This is a genomic window from Cohnella silvisoli (genome assembly GCF_021190915.1).
Classification (GTDB): domain Bacteria; phylum Bacillota; class Bacilli; order Paenibacillales; family Paenibacillaceae; genus Cohnella; species Cohnella silvisoli.
Genome location: NZ_JAIOAP010000029.1, coordinates 1 through 18,480 on the forward strand (window position 1 = coordinate 1; position 18,480 = coordinate 18,480).

Sequence of the window (18,480 nt, forward strand, 5' to 3'; positions counted from 1 at the left end):
CCTACCGTTAGATTTCCGCTGCCAGCAGCGAAAGCAAGTAGCCAACCTATTTGCTTGCAGAAAGTACCGGTATGGCTGGTAAGAAACCCCTACTTCTTAGCGAAGCGTAAGTAGGGGAGGTTCATTCGGTGACAATTATGAGATCAAAGGGGAACAAGTAACATGGTCGATTTCGAATGGTACAGAAGTTATTGTACGATATATAAGCATAACTCGGTTTCCGAAGCCGCAAAAACACGTATGATGACACAGCCGGCAATGAGTCAACACTTAGCCTCCTTAGAAGCCGAGGTTGGAGAAGCTTTGTTTATCAGAACTTCAAGAAAAATGGTTCCAACTGAACGGGGGAAGGAATTATATTCTCAGTTGGCTCCTCTGATTGAGTCATTAGAGGAAACAACAATGGGTTTTAGATCCGCTTCTTTACCCACGCATACAGTAATAAAAATTGGAGCCGCACATGAATTTTATAGCGAAAAAATACTTCCTCAGCTTCAAAAGTACAATACATGCACAATTTCGCATTTTGGAACAGCCGATCAATTGTTAGAGCTGCTGAAGGAGGATAAATTAGATATCATCATTACATCCAAAAAGTTTCAAACTCCAGGAATTGAGTATTTGAAATTAATGGATGAACAATTCGTTATTGTTGCCCCTAACCATTACGAAATATTCGATACAGACAACCCTATGTTAAAGGAACAATGGCTCTCTTCTCAAAATTGGATTAGTTACGGGCTGGATTTACCGATTATAAGAAGAATTTGGAGAGAACACTTTAAGAATCGCCCTCAAATTCGACCTATCCATATCATTCCTAATTTACATATGATTCTAAAGGCTATCGAAAACGGTGGGGGTTTAAGCGTAATCCCCACATACATATTAGATAAATCGGCGAATAAGGCCAAATCAAAAGTTATTTTCGAGGAATTAAAAGTGAAAAACGAGATATTTATCGCATTTAAGCTAAAGCATAGACACCTGCCTAAAATGAATGAGGTAATTAAACTAATTCGCGAGCAAAATGTATAAAAATATTTATGAATAGTTCATTATTTCATAATTTGTTTTATGACTCCTTTAGACTTAGAATAACGATGAAGCAAAACAAATCATCCAGGAGGCTAAACAAATGACGAAAAAAGTGTTGATCGTTGTCACTACTCATACAGAAATTCATGAAGGCAAAACAACGGGTACTTGGTTATCGGAATTTGCCGAAGCATACACGGGATTCATAAATAAAGGGTACGAGGTTACGGTAGCAAGCCCGCTTGGAGGACAAGGTCCGGTCGATCCAGGAAGTGTAGATGCAAACACGCAAGAAGAAATTTTGGAAACGAAAAAATATTTGGAAAACACTGTGAAACTAGATGAAGTTTCTGTCGAAGGTTTTGATGCGATTTTCTTGCCAGGCGGTCATGGAACCATGTACGACCTTCCCAAAAGCCAAAAGCTTCAAGAGCTGCTACGCGATTTCTATGAAGGAAACAAAATCGTTGCCGCTGTTTGTCACGGTCCGGCGGGATTAATCGGTGCTACTTTATCGAATGGGCAACCGCTTGTAGCTGGCAAACGCGTCAATGCCTTTACGGACAGAGAAGAGGAGGAAACAACGTTGGCTCAACATCTTCCGTTTTTACTGGAAAGCAAACTTCGTGATTTAGGAGCGATTTTCGTTGCAGCTCCGAATTGGTCCGTTCATTATGAGGTAGATGGCAACCTTATTACGGGACAGAATCCCCAGTCAACTCTAGCGGTAACGAAAGCTGTTATTGAAAAACTTGGTTGATCAAAGGACAGATATGCAAAAGATACGTAAAGGCTCGACAATCGCTTTATACGCCCTTACTTTAGGGGCATTTGCCATCGGGATGACTGAGTTCATCATTATGGGGTTGCTTCCGGACGTGGCTTCGAACCTCAATGTCTCTATCCCATCTGCTGGATTGCTCATAACCGGATATGCGCTCGCAGTCGCCTTCGGTGCTCCGATCATTACGATTGCCTTGCACAAAATGCAACGCAAAGCGCTTTTAATCTTGCTCATGATCATTTTTATTGTAGGTAATGCACTTGCCGCTCTCGCACCGAACTACGAGATTTTGATGGTCGCTCGCGTCGTGGCTGCATTGACGCACGGCTCCTTCTTCGGTGTCGGTTCCATCGTGGCCGCAGAGCTGGTTCCCAAGGAAAAACGTGCCGGCGCAATTGCCCTCATGTTTACCGGGTTGACATTGGCGAACATTTTGGGTGTTCCTATTGGGACGTTCTTGGGTCAAGCTTATGGTTGGCGGTTTACGTTCTGGGTGATTACGGTGGTGGGTCTCGCGGCACTGCTCGGTGTTGTTATGCTTGTACCCAAGGTCAAAACTACCCAGTCCAGCCTGCGCCAGGAGCTTGGCGTGTTACGCCACCCTGCCGTTCATGTTGCGCTGTTAATGACGGTGTTTGGCTTTGGAGGTGTTTTCACAGCCTTCACTTACATTACGCCAATTTTGGTCGATATAACAGGTTTCACGCCGAGTTCGGTCTCCTACATCCTCGTGTTATTCGGCGTCGGTATTACGATAGGCAATATCTACGGGGGGAAGCTGGCAGATCGGAAATTGTTGTCCTCGCTCACCTGGATTCTCGTCTTGCTTGCAGTCGTGCTGGCTATGCTCAGTATTACAGATCAGAACAAGCTCCTTGCCCTGATAACCGTATTTATTCTGGGCATAGCCGCATTCGGGATCGTGCCGGGGCTGCAGCTTCACATGTTGAATACAGCCAAGGAAGCGCCAAACTTAGCTTCTTCGCTGAACATCGCCGCCTTTAACCTCGGAAATGCCTTTGGCGCATATTTAGGAGGCGTAGTGATCGATCTGGAAATCGGCGGCGGACTCCAAGCCGTTCCTTGGACTGCTTCATTGGTGACGGTTGTCGGAATACTGTTTACCCTTTGGGGGATCCGGCAAAATAACAAGGATTCTAGTCGGAAAAAACTACCCTAAAAAGTTACAGATTAAATATCCCGTCCCTTTAGCTCAGCTGGGAGAGTGCAAGAGAGAGTAAAGCTGCCGGCGGTTTTTGTAAAAAGCGAACCAGTACCGCTCTGGTACTGGTTTCGTTGCATGCTGAAAAAACTACGAATAACCAATGCAACGGATCAAAATTAGCGGTTTCACTTCGGAAAGGTAATGTGTTCCTCTCTCTCCCCTCAGTTCTGAGGGGAGTTTTTTTTGTCGATTCCATGGAACAACGATTTGGCTGGAATCGTTTCGCCTCCTGAAAGAGGAGAGGTTCGATCGGTTCGACCAATACCTTCAGGGGCTGCAGCGCAAGGATCGGAAACCGCAGGACAATGACCAACTGGAATAGAGTAACAAGCGAACGCAAATGGGAGGAATTAACTTGGCCGACAACAACTATAATCAAGACGTCACAGATTACATCCAAAAGTTGGATCAGGAATGGCAAATCGAGATTTGCAAACTAATTCGCAAGATCATCCATCAATCCGTTCCGGAAGTTAAAGAACAGATAAAAATGACAACGCCTAATTACACAAAGAACGGTAAAGTAGTCTGTACTTTTTTCGCTGCGAAAACCTGGGTCACGTTAACGATTTTCAATACCGGAAATTTAGAAATACCGGAAAGCTTGCATAATGTTTCGGATTACCCCGACCGTATGCAACTCAAAATCAAAAAGGGGCATGCATGGGATGAACATGCTTTAGCTAGGTTCATGCAGCAAGCGGCTAATGCTATTTAATGGCATTAGCGATAGGGAGATGGATAGCCGTTCTTGCAAAGCCAACGATATAGCAGTCGCGGCGTCACCTGGCGTTCGATCGGAATTTGCGGTCGTTCGCTATTTTTTTGCGTGTTTTCTCACCATTTTCTAATCCAAATTTAATCTTCACTTACAAGACGATAATTCTAATTATCTATAACATAGTCTGTAGATCCTATAAATTATCAAAAAGGGAGCGGGTTTCATGATAAAAACAGAAAATCTAAAGAAGATTTATAACCATGATTTCGAAGCGGTTAAACAGATGAACCTGAATGTGGGGAAGGGAGACATTTATGGTTTTCTAGGTCCTAACGGAGCGGGTAAAACGACAACGATAAGGATGCTCACCGGGCTGATTGAACCAACGGAAGGCAGAGTTATCTTGAATGGTCTGGATGTTCGGAGCGAAAAACAGGAAGTCAAAAAACATATCGGCGTACTGCCGGAATCAAATGGTTACTATGAGTGGATGACCGGGAAAGAATACCTGCTATTCTTCTCCTCCCTTTACGGCATAACGAAGAAGAAAAGGGCCGAAAGGACGGATGAATTGCTTGAAATGGTGGATTTGCAAGAAAAAGCGAACATTCGCATCCATCAATATTCAAGAGGAATGAGGCAAAGATTGGGAATTGCAAGAACGCTGATCCATGAACCCCGAATTATATTCTTGGATGAACCTACATTGGGTCTGGACCCTCAGGGACAAAAAGACATTGAAAAAATATTGCTTCATCTGAACAAAGAAAAAGGCGTAACCATCTTTATTACGTCCCATTTATTAAAAGACATTGAGAGAATATGCATCGCGTAGCCATAGTGCAAAGAGGCAGATTGCTTGATGAGGATACAATCGAAAACCTAATATGGAAATACAAAACGGCATTGAATAAAGAGAACACGAGCTTGGAAGATATCTTTTTCCATCTGACGAACGAGAAGAAAGGTGGACAATAAAATGATATTTGAATTAGTGAAAAAGGAATCGAAAGAACACATATTTTCGAGAAAAGGGTTAGGTTTTTTATTTGTCGTGTCTCTTCTGCTAAGCGTCATGTCGTTCGGTTTTATTTCCGTCAAGGAACTTAGCCTGCTAGATCAGCCAACCGTCGTTATGACGGCTTTTCGATTGCTTCTGGGCATTAATATTCTTATCTCAATGGTGTTTGCTTCGACGATGGTAGCTGGGGAAAAAGAAAAAGGAACGTTGGAAAGCTTGCTGCTGACTCCGCTGACCAAGAGAAAAATAATCATTGGCAAACTGACGGCTATTTTGGTTTTCTGGTTTGTGGTTACCCTTATTTCTTTGCCTTATTTCTTTGTACTATCGTTCGGCACGAACATGTTTCCGACTATCTTATTTTTCTTATACATTGTAGGCACTGCTTTGGTTATAGCCTTTTCTTCAATAGCGTTAATATTCTCGACGATACTGGCATCCACCAAAAATGCGATGATTTTAGGAATTTTGATTTTCCTGATCACCCTCATTCCGATGTTTTTATCCACAACGATGAAAAAATCCGGTTTTGCCAAACGGATCAATGATTATAGTCCGGTTTCGGCAAGCATGAAATCGATGAAAGACATTTTCATCAATAAATTGGGTTCCTCCGATATTTTGGTCGGATTGATTCCGGTTATCGTATTTTTGCTGCTAACCGTGTTGCTGGCGTTAATGATTTCGAAAAAAGTTGATTTCTTAAGGGGGGAATAGAATGAGAAAGAGTATGCTTTTACTGTTGCTTATCGGATTATTATTTGTCACAAATGCCGGATTTGCCCAAGCTCAAGGGAATCCAAACTTCGAAATCAATATTGTTTTTCCTCAGAAAATCGAACAACTCCCGGGAATCGACACGTTGATCAAAGTGAGTATTATTAATAAAACAGATAAAGAAATGCATGACGTATTTACCTATATCACAATGGCGAACCTTACTAAAACATGGACGGTAAATTTAGAGGATTACAGCGCCGACCAGCCCACTGCTATCGGTACGATGAAACCGAATGAAGAGAAAATCGTTGAGCTCCCTATTAAACTTGTGTATTCAGCCGATTATTATTTATATGCGACAGTGGTTTCCAAGGAAAGCAAGATCATAACTTCCAGCGACGCGATTCCTGTAAAGATTCTAGGAAATACGAAGATCGTTCCGCTGCAAGTGCAGATTGTATCCATACTCATCCCATTATTGCTGTTAATCGCTTTGATCTATGTCATTAAACGAAAGAAATAAAACCGAATAAAACCAAAAAGAAGCCCGTGGTTCCTGTCGGAATCACGGGCTTCTGGCGTGAAATCTCATTGATCGGCTGAAAGCAGCCTTACTTAAACGTTACCCGACTTCACATCCAACACGGCTTGGTGAATTCGGTCGAATAGGTCTTCCAGGTTCGATTCCTCGATGCAAGAGAAGGCGACGCGCAAATCGGTTGATCCGAGCGCAATCGTGCCTACGCCATAGGCGTTCAGCAGACGTTGGCGAACGGCTTCCGCTTCTACATAGAGCAGCTTGAGACACATGAAGTAGCCGGAGTTGAACGGATAGTAGGTCCATTCTTCGCCATACTTGCCGCTGTCGAGCAACTGCTTCACCTTGTTGGCGCGGCCTTTCATGATATGGAACTTCTGTTCCTTCTGGTCATGGAATTTCGGCGATTTCAGAGCGCGCAGAATGAACGTCTGCGACGGATGCGGTCCGCTTGAGATGGTAGCGCGGATAATGCCGAGCGTCTTCTGCTCAAGAGCGGACAGGCTTGCTTCCGCAAGTCCGCCGAATGTGATGAAGCCGACGCGGAATCCCCACACGTATTCTTCTTTTGTTGCGCCGTCGACTTTAACGGCGAGCACCCGTTCATGCAGTCCGCATAGCTGTCCGAACAATGATTCCTGCAAGGAATCCTCGAAGAACAATCCGAAGTATGCATCGTCTGTAACGGCGATAACGTTAATGCCAGCTTCTGCGGCATCCCGAATGGCGGCGATGATTTCACGACCTTCTTCGATTCCCGGGGTGTAACCGGTCGGGTTAATCGGGAAGTTGAGCAGCACGATCGCTTTGCCGCGATCTTTCTGAGCGAGCAGGGCATCGCGAAGGCCGGCCGAATTAAACCGGTTGTCTGCGTCGTACAGCGGGTAATGGACCATTTCCGCGCCGCGGCGAATGTTGAAAGTCAACTCGTAGTTTTCCCAGTTTTTATCGGGAACGATTACGGCATCGCCGACATCGGCAAACAGGTCGGAAACGATGCTGAGGCCGTGGGTCAAGGCGTTCGTAACGACAGGCAGGCTAAGCTTCTTCCCTGCAAGTGAAGGGTTCTCTACAAGCATCTTATCGCGCCATACGGTGCGAAGCTCAGGTTTGCCTCCCGGCGGGGCATATTCATAAATGTCCTTCGGCTCATAGGCGGACAAAGTTTCTTGAATGACGTCCAAGTGCATAGGCTGACCGTTCTCGGTAGCAATACCGATGGTCGCATTATACACATTAGCCTTCTGCTTGGCTTCCGCGGATTGACTCAATATGCCGACCTTCGGCATATAAATAGCTTTTCCTAAACCGGAAAGCATTCGGGCAACGGGCGGATTTTCTCGGGCAATCGTTTCGTTCAACTGCTGTGCGAGGGGATTCATGACGTCCATCCTTCCAATCTTTATTAGGTGATATTATACACTATTGGATGAGGAGCGTCATTGAAATCAGCGTAATCTTTAAGAAGAAACTGTTGTAATTTGGATTTTACCGAGCTCCATTCGTCTTCAATGATGCTATACACGCACGCGTCGCGAATATATCCATCTTCTAAGATCCTATTTTTGCGCAATACGCCTTCTTGAATAGCACCGATTCTTTTAATCGCTTTATTGGATCTGTCGTTACGCGCATCCGCAGTGAATTGAACTCTAACGGTGTGGAGGTTTTCAAAGCAATATTGAAGCAATAGATACTTGCATTCCGTATTTACCTTTGTCCGCCACACAGAAGGATTGTACCAGGTCCAACCGATTTCCAGTTGCCTATTCGGAATCGAGATATTTAGAAGCCGTGTTGAACCGACGATTCGGCCAGTTGTTTGATCAACAACGACGAGAGGCAATTCCTTTCCTGTTTCTTGTTGCTGCAAAGCATCGATAATCCACCTTTCGGCGCTTATTAAACTCGTTATTTTCTGTGGCAAATAGGTCCAGATTTCCGGGTGTTTCGACGCCTCATATAGCCCCTCCGCGTGCTCCGGTCGAAGAGGCACCAGCTTAACAGACGAGCCGGTTAGCTCTGTGAATGAGATGTTCATTATCGTTCAGTCCTCCTTGGCGTAAAGGTTGTTTTCTTCCATCAGCCTGGCGATTTGCTGCGAGTTCTCGTCATTTTTACTCAATAGCTGCTCGATGGTCTTTCTCTGCTTCTCCTCCGAATGGTGCTGATTTAACTTCCAGGCGCCTTCCATACGATCGATTGTAATCTCAAAAGGTACGATATGATCGAGTAAAGCATGGTTGTAACTGTCCGTTAAGTCGGTTGTCCATAGCTCTTGCTGGTTGGATTCGAAAAATGTGATGGAGTCCTTTAAGATTTGTTCGGCTTCTTCACGATTTTGGATGATTTTCATTTCCCCATATACATGGACAGCTACATAATTCCAAGTTGGCACGCTGTTCTTTTCCTCATACCAGGTCGGAGAGATGTAGGCATGCGGGCCTGGGAATACAACGAGCGCTTGCTGCGGCTCCGACTTGGCTGCCTGCGGATTTTGTTTAGCTAAATGCCCTGCTAACCGGTGCGATTTCTCATCATAGACAAACGGAATGTGGGTAGCGACAGGGATACCATCTTTAGTGGAGAAAAGGATGCCAAAGCTATTGCTCTTAATAAAGGAAATCAATTTATCGGAATCTTCAACCTTAAACTGCTTGGGTACATACATGCTCTCACCTCATCTCAAAACCGAATAGAAAAAAATCGATTGAGATGATTGTAAAGCTTGCATTGACAACCGAAAAGATCCAATTTACATTAAAATGACTAGTCCATTGCAAGGGCGTGAACAAGATGATTTTTCCCGTTGCTTATTCAGCGAAGTTGGCGGAATCTGGAAGCAAACATCTGGCGCTGTATCAGGCGATTCGCGAAGCGATTATGGAGGGCAAACTATCCCCGCAAGAGAAACTGCCATCAACGCGTCAGTTAGCCGCATTGTTCGGTTTATCCCGTGGGAGCGTCAGCTTGGCATATGAAATGCTTGCCGCGGAAGGGTTCGTTCAAGCGGGAGTAGGGCAAGGCACTTTCGTAGCGGGATGGGAAGACGAAGAACATACGGCGAACAAAATCCATTCGGGAGACGAACAAGCGAATGTGTCTTTGGCAGCCCCGGCTCTAACGGCTTGGGGTCGGCGGTTGATGGAACTGCAAGCAGCAGTGACGCCGTTATCGGCCGTTAACATTATTGCACGAAATCAGCAGTCGTCTCGCCCAGAACCTATTTCTTTTGTTCCCAATGGGGTAGGGATGAAATGGTTTCCTTGGATGGAATGGAAAGCCGAGGTCGGCGCGCAATGGAAACGGTTCGGCGAGTCGTGGGAAATCGAGTCCGATTCGACGGAAGGAAGCTTGCAGCTGCGCCAAGCAATCGCAAACCGTTTGCGTCGTGAACGAGGAATTACGTGCGATGCGGAAGATATCGTTATTACCGCTGGCTCCATGCAAGCCATTACATTGCTCACGCAATTACTGCTTGAAGAAGGAAAAACGGCCGTCATAGAGAACCCCTGTTATACGGGGATTAAGCGGGCCATTCAAGCGACGGGTGCGAGCTTTATCGCGCAAGGGGTAGATGGCCAAGGAATTGTGCCGCAAGATTGGGATGCGCAGCTGCTTTTCGTTACCCCGACGCGTCAGTTTCCGACAGGCGCGGTGCTAAGCTACGAGCGGCGGCGCGCGCTGCTGTCATGGGCTTCGAGGCGCAACGGTTGGATCGTGGAAGACGATTTCGATAGCGATTTTCGCTGGGGAGGCCGCCCGATCGAACCATTGAAAGCTCTCGACAGGGAAGGTAGAGTCGTATATGTAGGAACCTTCTCCCGCTCGATGTGCACGGGGGTTCGGATCGGATACGCAGTCGCTCCCAAAGAGCTAGTTCAACCTTTAATCCTCGCTAAGAAACTGTATGATCCCTTTCCATCAGGGATCGCGGAGCAGCAAGCATTGGCATCATGGATGTCGGAAGGCGGCTATGACCGGCACATGCGCAGAATGCGCAGAGTTTATGGCAAGCTCGAAGGCAAGCTTCGAACGGGCCTTGAACGGGACTTAGCCGGTTTGTTCGAGGTAAATGCTTCGGACGCGGGGCTTCATCTATATGCTAAGTGGAAAAAAAGCAACGATGAATATCGCCAGTTAGTCGAAGAATGCGGCCGAAGAGGCGTTTTATGGAAAGATGGCGAAGGATATACCGTATATGAACGGCATGATTCTAATCCGCACGTGCCTTCGGCGCTGTTCAGTTTTGCCCACTTGGATGAGGGCGAGATCGACGTAGGGTTAAATCTCATTCGCGAGGCCGCGGAATCAATTAGTTTGATCGACTCTAGTCGGGGTCAGGGAGGAACTGTCCATGCTTGATTTGCTGCCGTCGTCTTTCGTGCTGAAGCCGTCATTTGCCAAAATCGTGTGCGAACCCGGATGGAAATGGCAGAAACGCGAAAAAGCGCTGGCTAATTACGATTTGTTCTACGTATGGAGCGGTGAAGGCGAGTTGTATCTTAATGGCAAACCTTATCAAGTCGGCAAAGGGAGCTGTTTTTTATTCCGGCCGGGAGATCATACGAGCGCAACTCACAATCCGCAAAAGCCTCTGGTGCTTACCTATATCCATTTTGACGTGACCGAGTCGGTTGTATTAATTCCTGAGCCTTATCGGCAATTAGAGGACACCTTTGATTTCGAGCACATGCTGGCAAGGTATGTGCGATTGTTCTTAGTCCGTACTTTTGCCGCTGAGGAAGAAGCTAGACTGATCTTAAAACAGCTTGTCATCCACCTGCTGCGCCACGATCGGGAAGAGCCAGTGGAGCGCAAAGCGAGCAACCAACTGACGGAAAGCATTCACGAGGTGGCCAATTACATTCAGCAGCATCCGGGAACTGCTCACCGCGTGGACGATCTGGCGGCGCGCGCGGGATTATCGTCCAGATACTTTTCCATTAAATTCAAGGATCTAATCGGAATGTCGGTCCAAACATATATGATTCGGACACGCATCGAGCGGGCGCAGCATCTTCTCATGCATGCGGGAATGAACGTGACAGAGGTCGCGGATGCGCTCGGCTACCGGGATATTTTCTTCTTCAGCCGGCAATTCAAGCAGTATACGGGGAAAAGTCCGTCGGAAATTCGCTAATAAGATATAGGGGGCGCGCGTTGCCGCTAAGAGCTGATAGTAAAGTTATAGAGGACCGTCAGGAAAAACCTGGCGGTTTTTCTTTTATATTCGATAAAATTCGACATAAACCAACATTTTCTTCTATTTCGCAATTTATTCTAATATGAGAGGATAGGGAAAGATGTCGATCACATTTTTCCACTGGAGGACTATATTAACGTGCTGTCTATTAATCGTCGGTTGGGCAAAAAAGTAATTTACGGTTTTTTATCTATTGTGATCGTAGTTTCAACGGTATTTAGTAGTGTTGCAATGGCGAACGAAATAACGCTCACAGAGGATGATTTGGTTACAGCGTTGCCACAGCAATCTATGAAGGGAATTCTATCAGCTCCATTAACGTCTGATCAAGCTGTTGATCAATATTTGTCAGCCAATAAGTCAATGCTCGGATTTAATAATCCGAATGAACAATTAGAGTTGCAAAGTAAAACGATTGACACGGCTGGACAAGCACATTATTTGTACCTACTACAGCATGATGGTATCCCCGTCTATGGTAAATATATGCGAGTTCATTTGAACAAAGGCAAACGGATTTCCGAAATTCGTAATGAAATGACCTCTGAGCCTCTTCCCTTGATGCCGAAGTCTACGACTCCTAGCCGTTCACCCGAAGAAGCGATTCAGCTATTACAAGCTAATCTTGAAGAACAATTGGGTGTAAATATTCAATTAGAAACGGTTATCGGCGACGATCACATTACGCCTGCCCCCACGGCCTCATTAATAATTTATCCTTTCCAAGGCAAAAGTTATTTGGCATATGAAACGAAGCTTAATTTTATAGACCCCATTCCAGGTAATTGGGTCGCATATGTCGATGCGCAAACTGGGAAGATTCTTGATAAATATAGTCAAAGCGAGCATGCTGTAAATCCCACAACTCACAATGGCTCCGGTCACGGCGGAGTGACTCGTGAGCTTCAAGTTCTACTTGATACTGTAACCGGTAAGTATAGTATGGAAGACATCTCTAGAGGTATGTATCAAACTCATCTAGGTGAAATAGTTACCGTTGATGCGAATACTCCTAGCATACCAATTAATACCACAGCTACCGTCTTTTCAGATAATGATGCCGTAGATGCCCACTTTTATAGTGGTGTCGTTTATGAATATTATCTTGATAAGTTTAATCGCAACAGTATCGATGACAAAGGAATGGACATCGTCTCTCTCGTTAACTATACCAATGGCGGAAATAATATCGGCTATGACAATGCATTCTGGAATGGCAGTGTCATGGTTTATGGTAATGGAAAAGGTACTGCGAATGGCGGTTCCAATTGCTTTTCGTGCGCATTGGATGTTGTCGGTCACGAAATGACACACGGCGTAATCGAACGAACAGCGAATTTAGAATACCGGCATCAATCCGGAGCTTTGAATGAATCCTTCGCCGATATATTCGGGGCATTAATCCAGATGGATTTTGAAAATACCAATAACGATTGGCAAATCGGTGAAGCGACGGGGAAAGTTATTCGTGATTTGTCTAACCCGAGTGCCTATGGGCAGCCTGCAACAATGAATAATTTTGCATATCTATCACGTAATCCCGTAAGCGGAGATAGTGGCGGCGTGCATATCAATAGCAGTATTCCTAGCCGCGCAGCCTATTTGACTGCTGCGGGTATTGATTTGCTTGGCTTAGACGGCAAAGAAATTCTTGGACAGCTAAGCTATGACGTATTAGTTAATCGCTTGACGCCGACCTCTGATTTCGAGGATGCAAGAGATGCCTTTGTATCAGCTGGGGAAGATCAATATGGCGCAAATTCTCCTGTCGTACAGAAGGTGAAGGAAGCATGGGCTGCGGTAGGTTTGCCCTATGGACAAAAGTATGATATTACCTCCTTTGCGATTGGAGGTGTCGAATCTACCTGGATTGATAAGAATTCAATGGAAGTATACGTAAGCGTATTGCCAGGTACAAACATTGGCAATATTCAACCTGTTATTCAGGTGTCGCCAGGAGCTGTGCTTGGTCAAGACGTAACGGACAATTTCAGTGATGGGATTAAGAAATATACGGTATCTTCTCAAGGTACAACCGTGGAGTGGTATGTAATCATTGCAGAAGGATTACCTTCATTGAAGTATACTTGGAGTTGGCCAACTTCCTATTCTAATGATGCTTTTTTCGAAGTGAACGATGATAATGGGACAATTACGAATGAAATATCGGTAAGCTTCAATGATATATTCAATGCGAATCCGGGCGATGATCTGTTAGACTCCGGTAAGATTTTGATATCGCCGGTTCCAGAAGGATTGGTCGCGCACACTTTGTTGGCTAATCGGCATAAATTACTCATATTTTTCTATGGCCAAGCAAAGCATCATTCAAATCAAGACGACATTCACAATTTGTCCATTCGGTTCACGGACAATGCTTTCGTAAACTATTATGAGTATCAAGTTGCTAACTATTATTTAGAAAATCTAAGGATCGATTTTAAGCATTCTTTGAAACTTACTTCTATTTCGAATACAACTGCTACGCTTGAATGGCTTATGGCCAGCAATGCGACAAAAATTGAGATTCTTCAATCTACTGATAATGGATTGTCTTGGAGTCCGGCAATGACATCCACTCCGATTCAACCCGGTAATATGACAGCCACCGTCACAAATTTAACACAAGGTCAGATCTATTACTTTAAATTAGTAATTACGGGCGGTGAAGATGCCGGCGAGTCGGTTCATGTCGTAGAATACGCTTCAAGCACGAATAATAAGACGCCAAAGGTTGAGAATCCGATTCAGGATCAACCAGCGACTATTGGCGGAGCGGATATCTCTATCCCTCTCGCTACCGTTTTTACCGATCCCGAGGGAGATAATATGACATATACGGCAACTTCCAACGCGCAGGATGTTGCGACAGCGAGTCTATCTGAAAGTAGTCTAAAGGTTCACCCAGTTGGAGCGGGTATTGCAACGATCACCGTTACTGTTCATGATGGCCATGGGCATTATGTTAAGAATAATTTTATCGTTACGGTAAGAGATCCTCTTAACAGAGCTCCTACGGTCACTAATCCAATTGCGGCTCAGTCCGCGAATGTCGGAGGAGCTAATGTTTTAGTGCCTCTGAATGGAGTTTTTAGTGATGCAGATGGGGATATCTTAAGTTACTCGGTGAGTTCAAGTGCAACTAATGTAGCTGCCGCACAAATATCGGGAAGAAGAGTTGTTATACAACCTCTGTCAATGGGTAATGCATACGTCAGTGTAATGGCCAATGATGGACATGGACATTACGAAACGAACACTTTCGTCGTTACTGTTTCATCGACTAACCGTGCGCCAATCGTTTCAAATCCAATTAGCAGTAAAACAGCAACCGTTGGAGGATTGGACGTAAGTGTACCGCTTTCTGGGGTGTTTACCGACCAAGATGCAGATCCGCTGACGTACACTGCAACCTCTAATGCAACGAGTATAGCGACAGTCAGCGTAGCAGGTAGTACACTCACCGTGCATCCGATATCCAATGGAACCGCATCGATTACCGTAACTGCGGATGATGGTCACGGCCATACAATGAATACTACATTTACTGTAACTGTAAGTTTAGCCAGTAGTGGCGGCGGTAGCGGCGGTACTCCACCAGTGGATCCACCAGTTGGTGGCGGCGGTGGCACTCCGCCAGTAAATCCGCCGGCCGGTGGTGGCGGTGGTCCGCCGCCAGTGGGACCTCCACCGGCCGGTGGTCCTCCGGTCGTTCCCCCGGTAATTCCGTCAGCCGCATCTGAACTAAAATTAGATGATAACGGAGTAACTCTAGGTAAGGGTTCCTTAAAATCAGAACCAGGCAGCACCGATAATGGGACTCCAACGACTATATATAAAGTCGACGAAAAGGCTTTGGGGCAAGCGATTGAGAAACTAGCAGACAGTAAACAGAAATCGATCAACATAGATTTAGGCAGCAACACAGGACCTGTGGAAGTCAAAATTCCGGTTGCTTCATTAGCCAATGCATCAAAGCAAGCACCAAACTCGATTGTTTCCGTTAAAACGGATAATGCCAGTTACGATTTACCTCTCAGCGTTCTGAAACTCGAGGGATTGGCGAGTAATCTTGGCACTTCAGCGGATAAAATGCAATTGAACATTTCTTTACACCCACTGGCCGGCACGGCGTCCGATCAATTGAAGAAAGCCGCAGAAAGCAAAGGGGTTACCGTCATTGGCATGCCAATCGAATATATTGTTACGGTTGAAGCCAACGGTAAAAAGCAAGAATTGAACAACTTCGGCAATACGTATATTTCAAGGACAATTACATTGACCGGGGTAGTAACGAACGAAGGTCTAACGGCTGTGTTATATGATCCCGTATCCGGTGAAATGACGTTCGTTCCCGCCGTATTTGAGGTCATTGACGGGAAAACCATCGTCACAATCAAGAGAAACGGCAATAGCATCTATACGATTATTGAAAATAAGAAATCTTTCGCCGATATTCCCAAAAACTTCTGGGCCAGCGCTGATATCGAGCTCTTGGCATCCAAATCCATAATGAAGGGTGTTACCGCATCCGAGTTTAAGCCAAACGGTATTGTTACGAGAGCTGAAATGGCAAGCCTGCTTACACGTGCATTGGGGCTGTCTCCTGACAAAAAGGCTGCAGCATTTAGTGACGTGAAACCGGATGATTGGTTTGCAGGAGCAGTTGGAGCTGCGGCTAAAGCTCATATTATGGACGGCTTCTCCAATCATACATTTAAACCGCAACAAACGATCACTCGTGAACAGATGTGTATGATGATTCAGAATGCATTGAAGTTTGTGGACAAAGAAAAGCAGATCTCCAAGGAAAAACAAAAGCAGATATTGTCCCCTTTCATGGACAATGGAACTATCTCCTCTGATGCTCAGGCTTCCGTAGCATCCGTAGTAGAAGCGGGGATCATGAAGGGATATTCGGCGGACAAATTCGCTCCAACCCAAACAATAACAAGGGCTCAAGCTGCCGCAATAATCAAACGTATGCTGCTAAATATCAATTTTATCGACTAAACTCACCGCAAAGGATCAAATAAAAACTCGGCGAACACGCTCACACAAGCGGTCGCCGAGTTTTTATATGTAGGGCAAACTCCGATTAATTCTTCAACGTTAACGTTCCGAGCTTCTCGCCCATGCGGACTTTGTCTCCGGTGTTCAAGTCTTTGCGCGGCTGCAAGGTTCCGTCTTGCGTCAGCAGCACGATAGTGGAGCCGAATTCGAAGTACGCGAGCTCTTGGCCGCGTTCCAGGGTAGTAGGCTGCGGATCCACGTATTTAATGCTGCTTACGTTCAGAGCGCCGACCTTAACGACGGCAACTTCTCCAATGTCGTGCCTGATATAAGTAACCAGGCGCTCATTGCGGGATAGCACCCGACGCATGGAGGTTAGACCGAATTCATTGACCGGATATACCCGGCCGGGTATATGCTCGGATTCCACGATCTCGCCTTCGCATGGAGAGTGAATGCGGTGATAATCCGTTGGACTCAAATAAAGCACCCAAAAATAGCCATTCCTATATTGCGATAGACGAGGCGATCCGTTCAACAATTCTTCTATCGTATAATCTTGTCCTTTAACTTGTAGCAGCATTCCTTCTTTAATGACACCGCATGCGGTTATTTTAGCATCTACGGGACTAACCAAGGAACCTGCAGACAGATCGATAGGCCGCTTCCCAGCCTTTAATCTACGGGTGAAAAATTCATTAAGGGAGCCGTATTCCTCCAGCTTTTTCTCCGCTTCTTCCACCGGGATTTTGTACATCGCGGCAAAGCGGGATATCCACCGTCGGCTTAAAGAAGATTTAGCGAAACGCCCCGTCATGCGGGACACGAATTTGCGTGAGGACAGCTCCGTCATCATGCGCAGCAGCCAACGATTCATGCGGCCGAGCACTCCTTTACCATAGAATACATTCCCGAGAATTGTGACACATCATCTGGGAAAGTGCAATAGTCGACAATTCTACGACTAATGCCGTGCCTTTTTCCGCGCTGTTCGTATATGCTGTCACGTATGGCATTTGTACGTGGGGAGACATGGACAATGTTAAAAGCGGCTTTCATTACTCCGGGGGCATATCCAATCCCTTCTTCTATGGGCGGTTCGGTGGAACGCGTGGTTGAGAAGGTTGTCCCCAATCTGCTGCCGAATGTCGATGCCACGATCTATGGGCGAACAGCCAAACGGCTTGCCGCAAGAGGGAAACTAAATGGAGTTACCGTTGAAAGATACCCTGGTGACAATAAAGAACGTTATTTCAAACAAGTATGCACGAGGCTCGCCAAAACTAAACCGAACGTCATTCAAGTGGAAAATCGTCCTCTGTGGATTCCGCGGTTTAAGCGAGCTTTTCCCAAAAGCAGGATCGGGTTGAGTTTGCATTCCACTACCTTTATTTCTTTGCCGTTTCTGAACAAGCGACAGAGGAAAAGATGTTTGCAGGCAGCCGACTATATACAGGTTAACAGTGAGTTTCTCAGCTCATACGTGAAAAAGCTTGTTCCTCAGGTCGCCGATAAAATCAGAGTTAACCACCTGGGAGTGGACACGTCGGGATTCCCCGGGAGGTCGACTCCGGAAGGAAGGAGCTTGCGCGAGAAGGGGAGAGCGGAACAAGGATGGGGAGACCGGCGTATTGTCCTTTATGTGGGCCGTCTTGTTCCGCAGAAAGGCGTTCACCATCTGCTGACGACGCTGCCTGCGCTCATATCCAGGGCTCCCGACGTGTTGGTGGTCATCGTCGGAAGCGCCTTGTATGGTTCCCATCGCCGGACAGAATATGTGAAGCAGCTTTATAAACTGGCAGCACGGTGGAAAAAGCATGTTCATTTCGTGCCGTATGTTCCGCACAATGAGATACCGAAATGGTTCGCAATGGCAGATATTGCGGTCGTACCTTCCGTCGGCACAGAGGCGTTCGGGCTCGTGAACCTCGAGGCAATGGCGGCGGAGCTGCCAGTTGTGGCGACTAGAGCAGGAGGCATGAAGGAAGTGGTGGTTGACGGGTTAACCGGTTTTTTAGTTAACAAGGCGTACCCAACCATCATTCTCGAGCTTGCCTCACGTATCAGTTATTTGTTGGAGAATGAAGAAGTACGTAAGAAGATAGGCATTAAGGGGCGGGAACGGGTAATGAATCAGTTTCTATGGCAGCATACCGCCGAGAGGTGGCTAGCATTCCAACAAGAAGAGTAAGGGTTGCCCGGGAGCGGATGTTA

The 18,480-nt window shown here is 46.0% G+C and carries 15 protein-coding genes; 11 read left to right on the top strand and 4 right to left on the bottom strand.

Annotation, left to right across the window (positions count from 1 at the left end; genetic code table 11):
* Positions 1 to 162 precede the first annotated feature (162 nt).
* The 7 genes from K7P76_RS32140 to K7P76_RS32170 all read left to right on the top strand — a co-directional run bounded on the left by K7P76_RS32140 (position 163) and on the right by K7P76_RS32170 (position 6,032).
* Positions 163 to 1,038: a LysR family transcriptional regulator gene (locus K7P76_RS32140; RefSeq protein ID WP_232190185.1), complete on the top strand. Its 876-nt coding sequence runs from the start codon at positions 163 to 165 to the stop codon at positions 1,036 to 1,038.
* A 100-nt stretch (positions 1,039 to 1,138) separates the two neighbouring features.
* The gene (locus K7P76_RS32145; protein ID WP_232190186.1) at positions 1,139 to 1,798 is read left to right on the top strand and encodes a type 1 glutamine amidotransferase domain-containing protein; all 660 of its coding nucleotides are present in this window, start codon (positions 1,139 to 1,141) and stop codon (positions 1,796 to 1,798) included.
* A gap of 13 nt (positions 1,799 to 1,811) precedes the next feature.
* On the top strand, positions 1,812 to 3,002 hold the full coding sequence (locus K7P76_RS32150; RefSeq protein ID WP_232190187.1) for an MFS transporter: 1,191 nt from the start codon (positions 1,812 to 1,814) through the stop codon (positions 3,000 to 3,002).
* Positions 3,003 to 3,402: 400 nt separating this feature from the next.
* Positions 3,403 to 3,765, top strand: coding sequence for a DUF1801 domain-containing protein (locus K7P76_RS32155; RefSeq protein ID WP_232190188.1), 363 nt, complete (start codon positions 3,403 to 3,405; stop codon positions 3,763 to 3,765).
* A 226-nt stretch (positions 3,766 to 3,991) separates the two neighbouring features.
* Entirely contained in the window at positions 3,992 to 4,603 is a 612-nt protein-coding gene (locus tag K7P76_RS32160; RefSeq protein WP_232190189.1) for an ABC transporter ATP-binding protein, read from the top strand.
* A gap of 144 nt (positions 4,604 to 4,747) precedes the next feature.
* Positions 4,748 to 5,506, top strand: a complete 759-nt coding sequence (locus K7P76_RS32165; RefSeq protein WP_232190190.1) for an ABC transporter permease — start codon at positions 4,748 to 4,750, stop codon at positions 5,504 to 5,506.
* 1 nt (position 5,507) lies between these two features.
* A complete protein-coding gene (locus tag K7P76_RS32170; RefSeq protein WP_232190191.1) occupies positions 5,508 to 6,032 on the top strand; it encodes a hypothetical protein in 525 nt (174 codons plus the stop codon).
* Positions 6,033 to 6,124: 92 nt separating this feature from the next.
* Here K7P76_RS32170 and K7P76_RS32175 read toward each other — a convergent pair whose 3' ends face one another.
* The 3 genes from K7P76_RS32175 to K7P76_RS32185 are packed head-to-tail and all read right to left on the bottom strand — an operon-like array spanning position 6,125 to position 8,718.
* Positions 6,125 to 7,429, bottom strand: a complete 1,305-nt coding sequence (locus K7P76_RS32175; protein ID WP_232190192.1) for an aminotransferase class I/II-fold pyridoxal phosphate-dependent enzyme — start codon at positions 7,427 to 7,429, stop codon at positions 6,125 to 6,127.
* A 23-nt stretch (positions 7,430 to 7,452) separates the two neighbouring features.
* Entirely contained in the window at positions 7,453 to 8,088 is a 636-nt protein-coding gene (locus K7P76_RS32180) for a GNAT family N-acetyltransferase (protein ID WP_232190193.1), read from the bottom strand.
* Positions 8,089 to 8,094: 6 nt separating this feature from the next.
* Positions 8,095 to 8,718 (bottom strand): FMN-binding negative transcriptional regulator, encoded by a 624-nt coding sequence (locus K7P76_RS32185; RefSeq protein ID WP_232190194.1) that lies wholly within the window; start codon positions 8,716 to 8,718, stop codon positions 8,095 to 8,097.
* 125 nt (positions 8,719 to 8,843) lie between these two features.
* Between K7P76_RS32185 and pdxR the strand changes: the two genes are divergently transcribed.
* The 3 genes from pdxR to K7P76_RS32200 all read left to right on the top strand — a co-directional run bounded on the left by pdxR (position 8,844) and on the right by K7P76_RS32200 (position 16,266).
* A complete protein-coding gene (gene pdxR, locus K7P76_RS32190) occupies positions 8,844 to 10,412 on the top strand; it encodes a MocR-like pyridoxine biosynthesis transcription factor PdxR (protein WP_232190195.1) in 1,569 nt (522 codons plus the stop codon).
* Positions 10,405 to 11,190 (top strand): helix-turn-helix domain-containing protein, encoded by a 786-nt coding sequence (locus tag K7P76_RS32195; protein WP_232190196.1) that lies wholly within the window; start codon positions 10,405 to 10,407, stop codon positions 11,188 to 11,190. Before pdxR ends, K7P76_RS32195 begins: the two co-directional genes overlap by 8 nt.
* Positions 11,191 to 11,391: 201 nt before the next feature.
* Positions 11,392 to 16,266 (top strand): M4 family metallopeptidase, encoded by a 4,875-nt coding sequence (locus K7P76_RS32200; protein WP_232190197.1) that lies wholly within the window; start codon positions 11,392 to 11,394, stop codon positions 16,264 to 16,266.
* 85 nt (positions 16,267 to 16,351) lie between these two features.
* Here K7P76_RS32200 and asd read toward each other — a convergent pair whose 3' ends face one another.
* Entirely contained in the window at positions 16,352 to 17,143 is a 792-nt protein-coding gene (asd, locus tag K7P76_RS32205; RefSeq protein WP_232190198.1) for an archaetidylserine decarboxylase, read from the bottom strand.
* Positions 17,144 to 17,305: 162 nt separating this feature from the next.
* Here asd and K7P76_RS32210 point away from each other — a divergent pair, with 162 nt between their 5' ends.
* Positions 17,306 to 18,457, top strand: a complete 1,152-nt coding sequence (locus tag K7P76_RS32210; RefSeq protein WP_232190199.1) for a glycosyltransferase family 4 protein — start codon at positions 17,306 to 17,308, stop codon at positions 18,455 to 18,457.
* Positions 18,458 to 18,480 lie beyond the last annotated feature (23 nt).

Excerpts from the sequence above, each read along its gene's own strand:
- K7P76_RS32140 (WP_232190185.1), top strand. The coding sequence starts at position 163 with ATGGTCGATTTCGAATGGTACAGAAGTTATTGTACGATATATAAGCAT.
- K7P76_RS32145 (WP_232190186.1), top strand. The coding sequence starts at position 1,139 with ATGACGAAAAAAGTGTTGATCGTTGTCACTACTCATACAGAAATTCAT.
- K7P76_RS32150 (WP_232190187.1), top strand. The coding sequence starts at position 1,812 with ATGCAAAAGATACGTAAAGGCTCGACAATCGCTTTATACGCCCTTACT.
- K7P76_RS32160 (WP_232190189.1), top strand. The coding sequence starts at position 3,992 with ATGATAAAAACAGAAAATCTAAAGAAGATTTATAACCATGATTTCGAA.
- K7P76_RS32165 (WP_232190190.1), top strand. The coding sequence starts at position 4,748 with ATGATATTTGAATTAGTGAAAAAGGAATCGAAAGAACACATATTTTCG.
- K7P76_RS32170 (WP_232190191.1), top strand. The coding sequence starts at position 5,508 with ATGAGAAAGAGTATGCTTTTACTGTTGCTTATCGGATTATTATTTGTC.
- K7P76_RS32175 (WP_232190192.1), bottom strand. The coding sequence starts at position 7,429 with ATGAATCCCCTCGCACAGCAGTTGAACGAAACGATTGCCCGAGAAAAT.
- K7P76_RS32180 (WP_232190193.1), bottom strand. The coding sequence starts at position 8,088 with ATGAACATCTCATTCACAGAGCTAACCGGCTCGTCTGTTAAGCTGGTG.
- K7P76_RS32185 (WP_232190194.1), bottom strand. The coding sequence starts at position 8,718 with ATGTATGTACCCAAGCAGTTTAAGGTTGAAGATTCCGATAAATTGATT.
- pdxR (WP_232190195.1), top strand. The coding sequence starts at position 8,844 with ATGATTTTTCCCGTTGCTTATTCAGCGAAGTTGGCGGAATCTGGAAGC.
- K7P76_RS32195 (WP_232190196.1), top strand. The coding sequence starts at position 10,405 with ATGCTTGATTTGCTGCCGTCGTCTTTCGTGCTGAAGCCGTCATTTGCC.
- asd (WP_232190198.1), bottom strand. The coding sequence starts at position 17,143 with ATGAATCGTTGGCTGCTGCGCATGATGACGGAGCTGTCCTCACGCAAA.
- K7P76_RS32210 (WP_232190199.1), top strand. The coding sequence starts at position 17,306 with ATGTTAAAAGCGGCTTTCATTACTCCGGGGGCATATCCAATCCCTTCT.